Source organism: Peribacillus sp. FSL M8-0224, assembly GCF_038003055.1.
In the GTDB taxonomy this organism is placed as follows: Bacteria; Bacillota; Bacilli; order Bacillales; family DSM-1321; genus Peribacillus; species Peribacillus frigoritolerans.
In genome coordinates this window covers 1663199-1678239 of record NZ_JBBOOJ010000001.1, presented here as the reverse complement: position 1 = coordinate 1678239, position 15041 = coordinate 1663199, and the positions used below count along the sequence as shown (strand labels likewise).

General features: G+C 37.3%; 15 protein-coding genes. 4 read left to right on the top strand and 11 right to left on the bottom strand.

Annotation, left to right across the window (positions count from 1 at the left end):
• Positions 1–157 precede the first annotated feature (157 nt).
• The 3 genes from MKX49_RS08155 (at position 158) to MKX49_RS08145 (ending at position 3444) form a co-directional block, all read left to right on the top strand.
• The gene (locus tag MKX49_RS08155) at positions 158–331 is read left to right on the top strand and encodes an aspartyl-phosphate phosphatase Spo0E family protein (protein WP_072272814.1); all 174 of its coding nucleotides are present in this window, start codon (positions 158–160) and stop codon (positions 329–331) included.
• 998 nt (positions 332–1329) lie between these two features.
• Positions 1330–1728 (top strand): DoxX family protein, encoded by a 399-nt coding sequence (locus MKX49_RS08150; RefSeq protein WP_034312918.1) that lies wholly within the window; start codon positions 1330–1332, stop codon positions 1726–1728.
• Positions 1729–2289: 561 nt separating this feature from the next.
• A complete protein-coding gene (locus MKX49_RS08145) occupies positions 2290–3444 on the top strand; it encodes a hypothetical protein (protein WP_340875999.1) in 1155 nt (384 codons plus the stop codon).
• Between the two features lie 591 nt (positions 3445–4035).
• Here the strand turns inward: MKX49_RS08145 and MKX49_RS08140 are convergent.
• From MKX49_RS08140 to yneA, 10 genes are all read right to left on the bottom strand, one after another.
• The gene (locus MKX49_RS08140; RefSeq protein WP_340875998.1) at positions 4036–5157 is read right to left on the bottom strand and encodes an NADH-dependent flavin oxidoreductase; all 1122 of its coding nucleotides are present in this window, start codon (positions 5155–5157) and stop codon (positions 4036–4038) included.
• 84 nt (positions 5158–5241) lie between these two features.
• On the bottom strand, positions 5242–5556 hold the full coding sequence (trxA, locus tag MKX49_RS08135; RefSeq protein ID WP_034312928.1) for a thioredoxin: 315 nt from the start codon (positions 5554–5556) through the stop codon (positions 5242–5244).
• A gap of 50 nt (positions 5557–5606) precedes the next feature.
• A complete protein-coding gene (locus MKX49_RS08130) occupies positions 5607–5990 on the bottom strand; it encodes an IDEAL domain-containing protein (RefSeq protein WP_053534614.1) in 384 nt (127 codons plus the stop codon).
• A gap of 100 nt (positions 5991–6090) precedes the next feature.
• Positions 6091–6510 carry an RrF2 family transcriptional regulator gene (locus tag MKX49_RS08125; protein WP_034312932.1) on the bottom strand — a complete coding sequence of 140 codons (420 nt, stop codon included), beginning with the start codon at positions 6508–6510 and terminating at the stop codon, positions 6091–6093.
• 817 nt (positions 6511–7327) lie between these two features.
• Positions 7328–7543 carry a YneF family protein gene (locus MKX49_RS08120; protein ID WP_034312934.1) on the bottom strand — a complete coding sequence of 72 codons (216 nt, stop codon included), beginning with the start codon at positions 7541–7543 and terminating at the stop codon, positions 7328–7330.
• Positions 7544–7627: 84 nt separating this feature from the next.
• Positions 7628–8068, bottom strand: coding sequence for a sporulation inhibitor of replication protein SirA (gene sirA / locus MKX49_RS08115; protein ID WP_053534613.1), 441 nt, complete (start codon positions 8066–8068; stop codon positions 7628–7630).
• Between the two features lie 298 nt (positions 8069–8366).
• Positions 8367–10370 (bottom strand): transketolase, encoded by a 2004-nt coding sequence (tkt, locus tag MKX49_RS08110; protein WP_340875995.1) that lies wholly within the window; start codon positions 10368–10370, stop codon positions 8367–8369.
• 230 nt (positions 10371–10600) lie between these two features.
• Positions 10601–10834, bottom strand: coding sequence for a DUF896 domain-containing protein (locus MKX49_RS08105; RefSeq protein WP_214773833.1), 234 nt, complete (start codon positions 10832–10834; stop codon positions 10601–10603).
• A gap of 65 nt (positions 10835–10899) precedes the next feature.
• Complete coding sequence (locus MKX49_RS08100; protein ID WP_340875993.1) at positions 10900–11556, bottom strand: YneB family resolvase-like protein; 657 nt, start codon at positions 11554–11556, stop codon at positions 10900–10902.
• A 19-nt stretch (positions 11557–11575) separates the two neighbouring features.
• A complete protein-coding gene (gene yneA, locus MKX49_RS08095; RefSeq protein WP_048685961.1) occupies positions 11576–11887 on the bottom strand; it encodes a cell division suppressor protein YneA in 312 nt (103 codons plus the stop codon).
• Between the two features lie 155 nt (positions 11888–12042).
• Between yneA and lexA the strand changes: the two genes are divergently transcribed.
• Entirely contained in the window at positions 12043–12666 is a 624-nt protein-coding gene (gene lexA / locus MKX49_RS08090; RefSeq protein WP_048685959.1) for a transcriptional repressor LexA, read from the top strand.
• 563 nt (positions 12667–13229) lie between these two features.
• Here lexA and MKX49_RS08085 read toward each other — a convergent pair.
• Positions 13230–14762, bottom strand: a complete 1533-nt coding sequence (locus tag MKX49_RS08085) for an esterase/lipase family protein (RefSeq protein WP_340878499.1) — start codon at positions 14760–14762, stop codon at positions 13230–13232.
• Positions 14763–15041 lie beyond the last annotated feature (279 nt).

Here is a 15041-nt window from a genome sequence, read left to right as displayed (position 1 = left end):
CAACCAATAGCTTATAACTGATGGGCGACGGGCTAAGTTAACTTATTTGAATTCATTAGTCCAAGCCGATATAATTGTTATATTCATACAGATTTTACAACGAATACATAAATTAAGGGTACCTTGAAATAAATGTTGGGGCCAGAAAGGAAATATAATGGCTAAAAAGAATGAATTTCTCGAACAGATTGAAATAAAGAGAAATGAACTTATCAAAATTGTCGCTAAAGATGGTTTAAACTCGCATGTTGCCGTTGAATATAGCCAGCAACTTGATCAGTTACTAAATAAATATAATGAACTTTTTTATAAAACCGGTACAAATTTTTAATCCGGTACATCTCCCATTGATAACCACATAAGTTATTATATGATTTATTTTGCTGTCAATCTCCCCTTTTTCATTCTTTCACAATTTGAATACATAGGCATGACATTTGCTATATTAAAAAACAGGCAAGCACTATGTGCGCTGCCTGTTTTCCTGTTTTTTATTTAAAATAATGCTTAGAAATCATGTAGCAATATCAACATCGGATGTCGGTGCATAGTTTGTCACAACTAGAACAGCAGAAGATCCAGCTAAGATGGAAGAACCGTCCGGACCACCTCCTACCCCAGTGTGACACCCGGTTGTGTACGTTATTTAATTCTCGTTGCAGTACCCTAGACAACACATATGAAGTATTTTCGATTATCTAAACATCTTAAGTAATGGCGGCCGGTTCTTAAACAATTCCTTAACTGTACTTCCAAGTCGGCAGCCTCAATTGATTTCCATATGTATTGATCACGAGTAAATGCGGAATTCACGAGTAAATGCGGAATTCACGAGTAAATGCGGAATTCACGAGTAAATCAGCTAAACTCACGAGTAAATAGAGCGAATTCACGAGTAAACGCAATATTTACGAGGGAAACAGCTAAATTCATTAGTACTGTGACAAAACTCACGAGTAACAGTGTGAAATCATGTGTAAGATGTATGTAGCAGGAGGGCATTCGTTTAAAGACCATAATTGCAAAACTATCAATGGACTATGGAGCTATTCGTTTAATAGATATCCCTTACAAATAAAAGGAGTGGTTTTTTCTACCTAAATGTATTTATTTTTAAATTCAACCTGGAAACCTCACCTATCCTCGTTCCTTTTTCTAAAGCAATCATTATAAATTTAAATGATAAAAATTGTGTTTGACAAATCGATCAAAACATATTATCTTTAATTAAAGATAAATTAACTCGAGATAATATCACTGTGTTTTTTTAAACATAAATCTCGAATTAAAGATATCTAAATTCGAAATAAATTCCAGGAGGAATCATAAATGATTGGTATTGGTTTATTAGTTATACGTATAGTAATAGGGTTATCGTTTGTTGGACATGGAGCTCAAAAATTATTTGGGTGGTTTGGCGGTCATGGCTTGAAAGGTACAGGAGGCTGGTTTGATTCAATTGGGATGAAGCCAGGAATTACCATGGCCCTATTTGCCGGTCTATCTGAACTTATTGGCGGAGCGTTATTTGCTTTAGGTCTCCTTACACCCTTTGCAGGTATATTAATTGCACTTACAATGCTCGTTGCGATCGTTAAAGTCCATGGAGCAAATGGCTACTGGGCAACTCAAAACGGTTATGAATATAATCTTGCCATTCTTGCAGTGGCGATTGGCGTTGCGCTAACCGGAGCTGGACCTTACTCTCTTGATTCCTTTCTATTTTAAGGAAGCTTGGGTTTTATAATCCCTATATTATGAAAAACACGGAGTTGGCATTAACCACTCCGTGTTTTTACTTTTTCCTTAGAAAGAACCAGAGCATATTTTCTCCAGATTCTAATCTTTGGTACGAATGCATTAGGATCAGACTTCCAACAAGTGATTTTCCATTTAAGGATTCCCCTTAAAATCAAGTACATTTACTATTGTCCCTAGGTACTAGTCTAAAAGTTCATATCAATTATTATCAGAGTCTTCTCATACAGTTTCTTGTCTTCTATCCATTATTGAAATTTATCCAGATTGGAAAAATGAAGATCTACCGGATATTTTACAACATTCCCGCATAGGGAAACCCCTCTTCAATGAAAATAGGCCTGAAGGCTATACAAATTCCTTCAATAAACGAAAGTAGATTGTTAGGCTGTCGCAGGACCTAACAAATTAATAGTGTTTCATTTTCAAAATAACCCATTTTATTTTAGAAATTTATTATAATTCTCTTTTGTTTATTGTTAAGAGGAAGGTTATTCCAAACCTTTCAAACAATTAACGGAGGAGAAACCATTGAAAAAAATTGTTGCAAAAGTCTTATTATGCAGTTTGGCACTCACCCTCTTTGTCTCAATGTTGCCTACGAAGCAGCCAAAAGCAGAAGTAAACAAGTCTATGATTGATTTAGCTGTCTTTGAAGATTCACTAAGGAAACCTGTGTCTGCACCAAAACCCGCACCTAATATTATTGAACGTAGAACTATTAATACAAAATACGAACGCATGGAATCGCCTTTTGTTGAAGCAATCCCTTACGATGATGGCACCGGTACAGGTTATCTAGATGTATCGTGGGAGCCTGTAGCAAATGCTCAAAAATATCAAATTCTTCTCTTTAACGGATCTAAACACCACTACTTTACTGTTAACGGTGATATAACTGAATGGACAACTAAAGGCAAAAAAATGTTCCCTACTCCAAAACATATAGAGACTGGTATGATTGATTACTTAAGAGATGGATCTGGTATGGAACTATCTATTGATCCAACTTCTTTATACAAAAAAGCTTTTGAAGTCGATGGTATGTACGATTATTCAAAAAGTCCTTACTATTACGTTCGTGTTACTGCTATCTTCGAAAATGGTGCAAGCCCAATCTCTTATGCTACAATATCTTCATTACTAAAATATGATTTCGATGAAAATGGTGTTATAGAGCAAATCACTCCCGAAGAAGAAGCGATGTTTGAAGATATTCCAAGCATAGAAGAGATGTCGGCAGAAGAACTTCAAGTATTTAATGAATCCTTAGATGAGAATATAACAGTCATGTCACCAAGCGAAGCTGATATTGTGAAAGAAGCTGTAATTGATTTATACTCTGAAAATGGAAGCAATATAAGTGGGATGAGCAAGCGATTAGGCCTGAGTTTATCAAATAAAACAGTTGCTGTTGGTATTAATGTGGCTTTGGACATGGCAGTGTTTGGAGTAGCTGCTGGTTCTGTGAAAGCATTTATTGTTAAGAAAGGGAAGAAAGAAGCAGCAAGAGTTTTTACTAAAACAGTTAAAAGTCGATTAATTGCATGGGGAGCACCTGCTCTTGCTGTTAGTGCTGTTTATGCAATAAACTATGCTATTGTATATTTTGATATTGGAGCTAGGGTAGCTATATACCTTGACGGAATCGATTATAAACCTAGAAATGGAAGGATAAACTTTTAATTGTTTAAAATTAAATTTTATCATTTAGAAATAATAAACTTCGTTTTACTTGGATTAGTATACTTTTTTATTAGATTCTATGTAGTGTTTTCCGGATGGCAATATACATTATTTTTTTTAATATACTTCTACTTTGGTTACCATTTTGTATTTAATCTGCCCTCTAAAATACGAGAGAAAAAGACAAAAAAATAAACTTACAGATAAAGCCCTCGTCGTATAGATGAACTGTGCCCCTATTTACGGGCAATAAAAAAAGTGCCTAAGCAGCTAATAAGTGGTCCCGGTATTGTACCAGGGCCTTTTCTTTAGCCCTATTGATAACGATGATTATTATATTCTTCTATAACTCGAATTGGGTGCTCTTTTTTATATTGCCTTTAGAAATAAACAGTTGGAAAAAACACTCAATTATTCTTTCTTTTCAAGGATTCAATCTAAAAATAACTATATAGATTCTTTACTCTTTTCAATGACTCTTCTATAAACATAAATAACCCTGGATAAGGAACATTTTTATATGAGTTCCTTATCCGGGGTTATATGAAAACCATTATGCATTTTTTATTTCACTAATATAAGAACGTTTATTTATTCAATCCCCGGAAACCATCCTGAAGAGTGGATGATCGCTTGCCATAATGGGTCTGGAATATCAAGTTGCTGCTGATTTTCTTTGTTTATTTTGGTCACGATTTCAGCTTCCCTGCCTTGTTCCACTTTTTGTACCCATTCCGGATCAATTATTATTTCACGCCCTAATGCGATTAACGGAACCCCCGACTGCAATGCTTTGATCGCATCATCTGCTGTATAGATGGAACCCACACCAATTAATGGAACTTGATCTCCGATACGTTCTTTAATGATCTCTATCCGAGGTCGGTCAACGTCGGTTCCCCGTCTTGCTTTCGACCAGAAATCCATTAATGAAACATGAAGATAATCCAGATCCTTTGTTACAAGCCCATCAATTAATGCAAGTGTATCATCCATGGTGATTCCTGGTGTTTCCGGTTCTTCCGGTGAAAAACGGTAACCTACGATGAACGGATCCTTGGCATGTTTGGCAACCGCCTTTTTCACTTCATCCACAACCGCTAATGGAAAAGTCAGGCGCTTTTCAAGAGAACCGCCCCACTTGTCTTCACGACGGTTCGAATGCGGCGAAAAGAATTGCTGTAGCAAGTAACCATTTGCACCGTGAATCTCGACACCGTCAAATCCCGCTTCAATGGCACGTCTGGTGGTTTCACCAAAGTCGAGAATGATCGATTCTATTTCCATTTCAGAAAGTGGACGTGGAACTGCTTTCCCTTCACCTTCCGATGGGATATTGCTTGCACTGACAACATCACCATTTACCAATTCGGGTGGAACCTCTCGGCCGCCATGAAAAATCTGGAGAATTGCCTTTGCCCCTTTCGCTTTAATCGCTGATGCCAAACGACTTAGACTAGGTATCAATTCATCCTGATCTCCGCCAAATTCCCCGTGGAAACCTTTGCCATTAGCCGTCACGTAAGTACATGCCGTTATAACCATACCGACCCCGCTTGACCGACGTTCATAATAGTTAACTTCCGCGTCGGTTACAGTCCCGTCAGGATTAGAAGAGAAATTTGTCATAGGTGCCATCACCAATCGATTTTTCACTTCTAATTTCTTTCCTAAATTGAACGATTCAAATAATGGTGTATATTTAGAATTCATTTAGTAATCCTCCATTTAGTTACCCACCATGTTGGTTGGTATAAGTCCTTAATTCACAATATCATCCGCGTATTATGATTATAATCATGCATATTTTGCGATTAATGCCGAAATGGCTTCTTTTGGCTGGAAGCCAATAGCTTGATCTACCTTTTCTCCATCTTTGAATAGAATAAGGGCTGGAATTCCCATCACTCCATATTCGCTCGTCGTATCTGAATTTTCATCCACATTAAGTTTAACGATCTTAACCTGATTACCCATTTCCTCATCGATTTCATTAAGAACTGGGGCAATCATTTTACACGGACCGCACCATGGTGCCCAAAAATCAACCAATACTAAGCCTTCCTTGATTTCACTAGCAAAATTATCATCTGTAACATGTTCTATTGTCATGATCATTTCCTCCTTGTATTATCCGAAATATTTATGATCTTTACTCACATCTATTTAAAATCAAGTTTTGCGATTCTATTTCCCGGGATTTGAACCTCTGATTTCCGGGCAGTTATTTTCGGGTGGATTTTGATGGATTCCAATTTACCGGATAACTCCATAAACCATGTTTCATCTTTAGAAAGTAAAGCCAAATCAATTAAGGCCAAAAGATGAGCTTCGTTACTTATTTCTAGATCCGGCAGTTTTTCAGTCCATTTACTCGGAATCCAAATCGATTTCCCAACCGCTTTTTCATTGTCACTTTCAACTACATTCACTTTAATGATTTCTCGATTATCGCTTACGGTTTCAACGAAACCATGGATTAGTTCCCCATCTCTTGATTTTCCCTGTACCCAATCCCCATTTTTGAACAGATTATTTTCAACCATTTCCTTAGCACCCCTTTTATGTTCATTTATTATTGAAACTATAGTTATTAACTGTATTAATAAAATATACATTTTGTGCAAAGAAAAAACTAAATCAATATCACGGACATTGTTTAATTTTTTCCAAAAATGTGCTGAGAGTTATATCTTCTAAATATTTTTCGAAATATAATTCAGCTTCATCAAATATTTGATCCATGACTACCTGGGTATTTGAAGATATGACACATTTTTTCTCCGGATCACCTGTACACCACTTTGGTTTCAGGGTTCCATGTGAGACCGCTATATAAATATCCGCCAAACTTACCTCTTCAGGGTTACAGTCTAGAATATAGCCTCCGCCCACACCTTCTTTAGTCTTAACAAATCCCTTTTTTCTTAAGCTGCTCATCATTTTCCGAATCCTAGCCGAGTTTGTACAAACGTTTTCTGCAATGGACTCACTGCTTGCCATATGATCTGGTAGATAAGCTAAATAGACCAAACTATGCACAGCTATTGTAAAATCACTATTCACTTTACATATCCTCCTCAAGGAGATTACTGTAATATTAATATTTACAGTTGAAAAAGTCAACTCAAAAACCTCAACAGCTTCCTCCACTATATTTGATCGATTTAGTATTGCAGTGAAACCCCCACTTTACGCTTTTATTATTGCCCATGTTAAAGATCCTTAAAGTAAGACTCGGTGATATTATTTAAACCTTAATTATAGATACACTAAATTGACAACAAATCCATTCTTTCTTCATGAATGGTTTTTCTATTTACAAACATTCAAATAAAAAACACCCGATTACTCGGATGATTACTTTAATCAATTTTATATTCACTAACTCATTATTGTATAGTGCTTAAATAAAAAGATTAATAGAAAAGATTTATTATTTTTTACATTTAGATTTCAATTTGAATTTTGATTCCCATTTGTTGTCTTTAAATTTACATTTGTGTTCAAATTTAAGTTCACATATGGGAAAACACACCTTACATTTTTTTACAAGGTCTTTTATCATTCTAACCACCCTCCTTAATACTGTATATGCATCTTTTGATAGAAAGTGTGGACAAGTATAATTTTTTGTCGTTTTAACTTTCCAAATAAAAAAGCCCTCACATAGATTGAGGACTTACCTTACCCTTCCAAAACAAAAACCACCTTTTCTGAAACATTCATTCAGAAAAAAGTGGCTTAAGAAACAAAAATGAAAGATAAACCAAAATTTTATATAAAATCGGTGGAAGGATTCAGACTAAATCCATTTCGATATTATATAAAATTTTGCATCCAATCTTCCAAGAACATTGATATATCAAGGTTTCATGCTATCTTATTTTGTTTGTTGTTTATTCATGGCGCTCATCATTTGATTAATTTTCTTTTGGGATGGTTTCATACCCATTTGCATCATCATCATTTTCAACATTTGTTCGTTAATTGGCGGATTTTTCTTTAAGTAATCCATCATGTATTTACGAGCGATGAAAAATCCCAGCACTACTCCAGCAATCAATGCCAGTACGCCAACTAGAATGTAAACCCACATACTATTTCCTCCTTCATGTTGTCTAACATCAGTGTACTAGACCAAAGGTTATTATACAATACCCGCTACCGAAAAGTCCCCCATTTAGACAAATTTTCTTTCTTTTATCGGTTTTAACCAACCGTATTTTTCATGTTCAAAATCAATGGCCAGAAAACTCGCTTCATATTTTCGAATACTTTCAAAGAAAGCCGTCTCCGCTTCATAGTCTCCTTCAGCTTCAAGAGTAATGGAATCATTCTGAATGATTAAAACGGCTTTACTTGATCCGTTTGTTTTTTCTAAATAGTATTTTCCATTTTGAGTCCAATAATTCATCTTTTTTTGCAAACGTTGTTCAATAGCAAACTGCAACTGGATAATCGGGACTTTTTTGGTGACATATTCGATTTGTTTTTGCAAAATACTCTTCAGTCTGCCCCTTGCTTGAATATATTCCAAAAACAAATTGAAAAATAGCTTTTCTCTTCCATAATAATGATGGGCAAATTCATCTTCGATTAAATAAATTTGATAGGTTCTCATCAGCCAATGCCTCCTAGCTTTCCTATTTTGGTCACGAAAACATCTAACTACCAGCAACCTGTCCACTATTTTCCACTATTGATGACTTTCCCCTTTAACTGACACATTTAAACGAAATTTATTTATTCTCATTATATATTGACAAACTAAAAAGATATGTTGTTTGCTGGAGAAATTTTCTTCTTTTTTTGTCGAATGGAAGATTTCCTTTAGTATAGAAGCACATTCAATATGTATAATAGGATTTTTTGATAAAAAAACTGACACCAATCTAGTTGGTGTCAGTTCCGCATTACTGTTATTTAAGCATTTCTTTCACACGGGCAACTACATTTTCTACAGTGAAACCGAATTCCTCCATGATTTTACCGCCTGGTGCAGAAGCTCCAAAATGATTGATGGCCAATATTTCACCCTCATCACCTGCATAACGATCCCAGCCAAACGGTGAAGCCACTTCGATAGCTAAACGTTTTTTCACTGCCGGATTGATTACGCTTTGTTTATATTCTTTTGATTGAGTTTCAAATCGATCCCATGATGGCATGCTGATTACCGCAACATCAATTCCTTCGTTCGCTAAAGCATTCTGTGCTTCCACAGCCAAGTTCACTTCGGAACCAGTCGCAAGAAGTAATGCATCGGCTACTTCTTTCTTAGAAGCAGAGATGATGTAAGCACCTTTTGAAACACCTTCATACGCAGTTTCGGAAGTGCCCTTTATTGTTGGCAACCCTTGACGAGTCAGAACAAGAGCATTTGGTTTATTTGTAGACTCCATAGCCACTTTCCAGGCTGCTGCCGTTTCATTGCCATCAGCTGGACGGATTACCCCTAGGTTAGGCATAGCGCGCAATGATGCCAATTGTTCGATTGGCTCATGAGTCGGTCCGTCTTCCCCTACAGCAATGCTGTCATGAGTGAATACATAGTTTACAGGCAGTCCCATTAGTGCTGCCATTCTTATGGCAGGACGTAGATAATCAGAGAATACGAAGAATGTTCCTCCGTATACTTTTAAGCCACCATGAAGTGCCATTCCATTTAAAGCCGCACCCATAGCGAATTCACGTACACCGAACCATATATTACGGCCGCTGTAATTACCAGGTAATAGATCTGTCTCACCTTTGATGGCAGTATTATTAGATCCGGCTAAATCCGCAGAACCCCCAATGAAGCTAGGGACCTTTTTGGCGATCGCATTCAGTACTTCCCCACTTGAAGCACGGGAAGCTAATGTTTTACCTTCTTCATAGACTGGAATTTCCTGATCCCAATCAGCAGGCAGTTCACCTTTGATGGCAAGCTCCAATTGCTGTGCTAACTCAGGATGTGCTTCTTTGTAATTTTTGAACAATTCATTCCAAGCTTCTTCTTTTTGAGCACCTGCATCAACAACAGCTTCATTGAAATGTGAATACACTTCTTCAGGTACATGGAAGTCCTCTTCGAATGTCCATTTATATGCTTCTTTTGTCAATTTAAGCTCATCTGCACCAAGCGGAGCGCCGTGAACGGCAGATTTACCTGAACGGTTTGGTGAACCGTAACCAATAACCGTTTTCACTTCGATTAATGTTGGGCGTGCATCGTCGGTTTTCGCTTCTTCAATCGCTTTAGCAATTTCCTGAAGATCATTGCCATCCTCAACGCGGATATATTGCCATCCATAAGATTTGAACCGGTCTGCTACGCTTTCACTAAATGATTGACTTAAGTCGCCGTCAAGGGAAATATCATTAGAATCATATAAAACAACAAGTCTTCCCAGTTGTAGATGTCCAGCTAATGAAGCGGCTTCTGCAGAAACACCTTCCATTAAATCTCCATCTCCACAAATGCTATATGTATAATGATCGACCACATTATAAGAATCGCGGTTATAGCTTTCAGCCAAGTGACGTTCAGCCATTGCCATCCCGACTGCCATTGCAATACCTTGTCCAAGCGGCCCGGTAGTTGCATCTACACCAGCCGTATGTCCGAATTCAGGATGTCCTGGAGTTTTACTGCCCCATTGACGGAAGCTTTTCAAATCATCGATAGATAAGCCATAGCCCGATAAATGAAGAAGGCTGTATAACAGCATAGAACCATGTCCAGCTGAAAGAACAAAGCGATCTCTATTAAACCAATCTGGATTTTTCGGGTTATGGTTCATATATTCGGTCCATAGTTTATACGCCATTGGCGCTGCCCCCATTGGCATACCTGGATGGCCGGAATTAGCCTTTTCAATTGCATCAATTGATAATGTACGAATCGTATTGATAGAAAGTGCATCTAATTTATCTAACATATTGTAAAAACATCCCTTCCTGTAATGTACCTCTTTATATTATAGTGACAAGCATAATATCACAACTAAAATCACTATTTACTGCCTCAATATTAAAATTTTCTAGAAATAAGAGAAGCCCCTATTTAGATTAAACTAAATAGGAGAATACATACATGAATGCACTCTCTTTTTACTCCAAAATGCCAAAGAATCCTCAAATGGAATGTTCCATCAGAGGAATCCAAGCATTAATGTAAATTTCGTTTTTCTTTTATATTTTTTATCTTTTGAGGAGTGACGTCATTACCCTCTGGATCCACGACTTTCACATGCTCCAACGTGTCGGACATGGATTTTCTGAATGTTTCCAAATATTCACTTCTCAATTGGGTTTGCTCTTTCGCTTCAACTTCCGTCAAGCCTTCAGCCTTTGCCTTTTTAGAAAGTACATTTATACGGGCTATTTTTTCTTTTGATAACATAATTTCGCTCCTTCATAATCTGCGGATATTGTCATGGTATTAAAAAAAAAGCGAAATTACAAGTTCTATGATTTACTTTCCTTTGTATTCATTCGATGTTCGAGAAAACGCCTGTTCACAGTAGCCTTAGATACATTGTATCCAAAGCCCCTTAATGTGGCTGCGATTTCTGAGAATGTCAACCCATTGGCACGCAGTTTAATAATTTCTTCAATAGGAATCTCCATACGGTCCCTTCCAGTGGAATTCCTTTGGTTGTGAAGATTTTTTTGAGGACGGTACCCTTTTTCAACGGCTCTCATCATTCCGCGCTTTATTTTAAGATTATGTAGTTTCCTTTGATATTCTTCTACAATGCCCACTATCTGGATGACCATGGCATCCGAATCCGATAACTCCAGCTCCCCATCGTGTGAGAGCGTATAAATTTTCACATCTTCTTTAAGGATGACATGGAAAAGGGCTATTTTGGCATTCCCTCTTCCCAGTCTTGTTTCGTCCTGGATTAATAAGACTTCAGCTTCTTTGGTTTTAAATAGTTCGAGCATGTCAAAAATGCCATCCCGATTCAACTCATAACCACTTGCCTGTTCTTTTATAATGGAGACAACTTCCACATCCATCTTTTCAGCCAATTTGACTAATTCATCTTCCTGCCTTGCCAATGATGTTTCCTGTGACTCTTTTTCGGTGCTGACCCTACAATAGATTACCGCCTTCATAATACCCTACCTTTACTACTTACTGCTCACTGGCCAAATTCTGGACAAGTTCTTCCCCTTTAACCGGTATGACAATGACTTGTCCAGGTTTTATCGAATCCGCACTGACTCCATTATTCTCTTCTATCCAACCAATGAATTCTTTTTTTGTCAAATTTGTTTCTTCATATTCTTCGGCAATTCCCCATAGGGTGTCACCTTCGCTTACTTCTATAGAAAGGAAATCCTTTTTTTGATCATTGTTCAATGTACAAGAGAATAAAATTGAAAAGATGAATACTGATCCCGCTAATAGAATCGTATAAATATAATTTTTGTATAATTTTTTCATAATAATCCCTCCAAAGCGAATGTTCGTTCGTATGTTATGATCAAATTATAATACGAACGTTTGTTTCAGTCAACAACAAAATTCGAACTTATGTTTGTATAGAGATGGGGGCCATGCTATAATGTAGCAAAGAACATTGGGGAAGAGGTGCACAAATGACAAAACTATCAAAACGGCAGCAAGATATTCTTGATTTCATTAAAGAAGAGGTTCGCCAAAAAGGGTATCCGCCTTCCGTACGGGAGATTGGCGAAGCAGTGGGACTTGCATCAAGTTCAACAGTACACGGACATTTATCCCGCCTGGAAAGTAAAGGCCTTATTAGACGTGACCCAACCAAGCCAAGGGCCATTGAAATAATGAATTTGGAGGAAGCGAACAATATTCCCAAAGCCAATGTCGTGAACGTGCCGTTACTTGGAAAAGTAACAGCGGGCATGCCGATAACAGCTATTGAGAACATTGAAGAATACTTTCCGCTTCCCGAAAGCATGGTTCCACATGATGACCATGTATTCATGCTGGAAATCATGGGTGAAAGTATGATTGAAGCAGGAATTCATGATGGAGATTATGTCATCGTGAAACAACAAAGCAGTGCCAATAATGGAGATATCGTCGTGGCGATGACGGAAGATGATGAAGCCACTGTAAAACGATTCTTTAAGGAACCGGATTACATAAGGCTTCAGCCTGAGAACTCAAATATGGAACCAATTATTTTACGAGATGTTTCGATACTTGGAAAAGTAATAGGCTTATATAGACAAATACACTAAAAGCGCTTCCCGCGCTTTTTTTGTTTGTTTAATTTATGTCCAGAATTCTCTCAATATGCATTTGAAAGAGTAGATATTGAAATATTTTTTAATAGAATCTAGTTTCATGGGAAATTAAACATCCTTTATAACGGATGAAAGTTAGACCATCGCCTTTCTGGTAATATGTACTTTGGAAGAAAGCTCATTGAAATAAAAAAAAGAGGGTTTAAAATCCCCCCTTTACAATTAATTTCACTTTTAACCTTTGGTTCACTTTAATAAGGTTAGATCGACCAAGTCATTCCACCAATATGTCCTGTTTAATTTTCTGGCCATAAGGAGCAATTTGCTTAATGAATGTTTCCTTGCTCATTAGATCTTTCATTACCAAGCATAAATCTTTATTTCCAGGGAACTCACTCCTAAATATATCCACCTAACACCCGTTGAATTAATACTTTTATATAGGAGTACGGCTGTTTACATTGGCGGAATTACCATCTCCCTAGTTACCCGTACCATTTCGCACCTACCTCATATTTCATAAAAAAATGCCTCCTCAACTAAGAGAAGGCATTTCGCTATTTCTCAATATAGACCGAACGAATCAGCGTCCGGGTTCTTTCGGTACCATCCACATTTTTTTCCTTAACATCTATTGTTACATTATAAACACCTGACTTAGGTACTTCTGGAAGGGTGCCAGTAAAATTTTCAGTATCCATTGCCTTAATTGAGTTTTTTTCACTAATTTCATTACCGGTTTCATCTATCAGATGAACCAAAAATGTTGTACTGATTGGTCTTTTTTTATCATTCATTGGATTCTTTATTAAAAATTTTGCATCTTTTTGCTTAACTTTACCGGCCATACTTAATGTAATGGGATTCTTTTCGTTAAATTGGGCTGTGAACAGGAAGGCGTCTTTTGGCGATTTAGTCTTCATTCGTACTTTCCAGTCACCAATTTCAAGGTTATTTCTGTAGAATGATTGGATGGTTGCACCATTAAAAAAGGAAGTTTCATTTTTGGCTGAATGGACCTTTAAGGAAGGTGAATACTTTTTATTGGATGGAGAAATCAATTCAACCTCGACATCATTTGAGGCTGTATATATGCTTATATTACCTGGGGCCGCTTCATTTACATGGAAGCTTTGTTCGACCCAGACATTTTGTTTCAGGACATCACCCAGAACGGTTTGAGCGAGTGCGGTTGTAATGACATCATCTTCAACTCGTTCTTTATAATTGACATGATATGCAGGAATCCCAGTGGTGGATGTGCTTTTTAAATAGGGTTCAATTCTTGAAAATACAGCTGAGCCAACTCGAATATTGTCGTGATCAAAGTTGGGATCCGTAAATAAATGTGTTGCATAGGGTATTTTTGTACTCCATACATTCACCAGTCCATCATTTTCCCCATATGATGATAAATATTGTCCCCCCATTGATAAGGCTGATAGTACCGGGCCTCTGTTCATACCTGCCACAGTGAAATACAAGTTTTTACGAGAGTTAACATGGTTATCCGTGACAGAACGAAATTCAGCCATTTTACCAACTTGTAAAGAATAAGTTCCCTCATCTTTTTGACCTAATAAGGAACCAAGCCAGCCCGCATACCAGCTATAAGCCAAATCAGCTAGGTGAGAACCATGATGTGGGGAAGCTAAAGTGATCACCCTTCCAACATATTGGTGTGCTCCATAGTGGACTAGAGCCGCTTGGGTGTCTGGGCCCCCTTTGCTGTGAGCTATAATATTTACTTTTTCGCCCCCGAAATGGTTACTGATTTCTGAAAGCATTTGAGCTAATAGCCTTCCATTGGCATATTGGCTCACTGATCCATTTCCAGCTGAATCATGAAGCTGAACAAAAACCGTTTGGTAGCCTGCTTCATACGCTTTGGTATACATATCATTGACGCCATGATATTCCGTTTCACCATACCAGCTGGTTGAACTGCCGTTTTTCCCTTGTACAAACACGATTGGTGGTTTGTTTGTATCAAGATTGGGAGGAATACCTCCAAGAAACCAATCCCCTGGACTGAAAGTTTCGGAGGGCGGTTTCAATTTTCCTGCTGAGGAAATGTCTGGCTTTGCCATAATTAATAGAGTTAGAATGAGGACAAGAAAAACGACATAATTGATTACATTCCTTTTCAAGGGTTATCTCCTCCAATATCATCTGGAATTTTTTTGAACTCATCCAATTATCAATGCCCTCCTTCCATAGCCTTCTTTAGCCTTCATTAATATATAATTGTACTTTTGCATACCATTACCTGCTATCTTCATAAAGATGGGAGAAAAAAACTAGAAGAAGTTTTATTGATAATGGAGAAAAAGTATGAAGATTTGCCTTCCATTCATTTAGGTATGGGG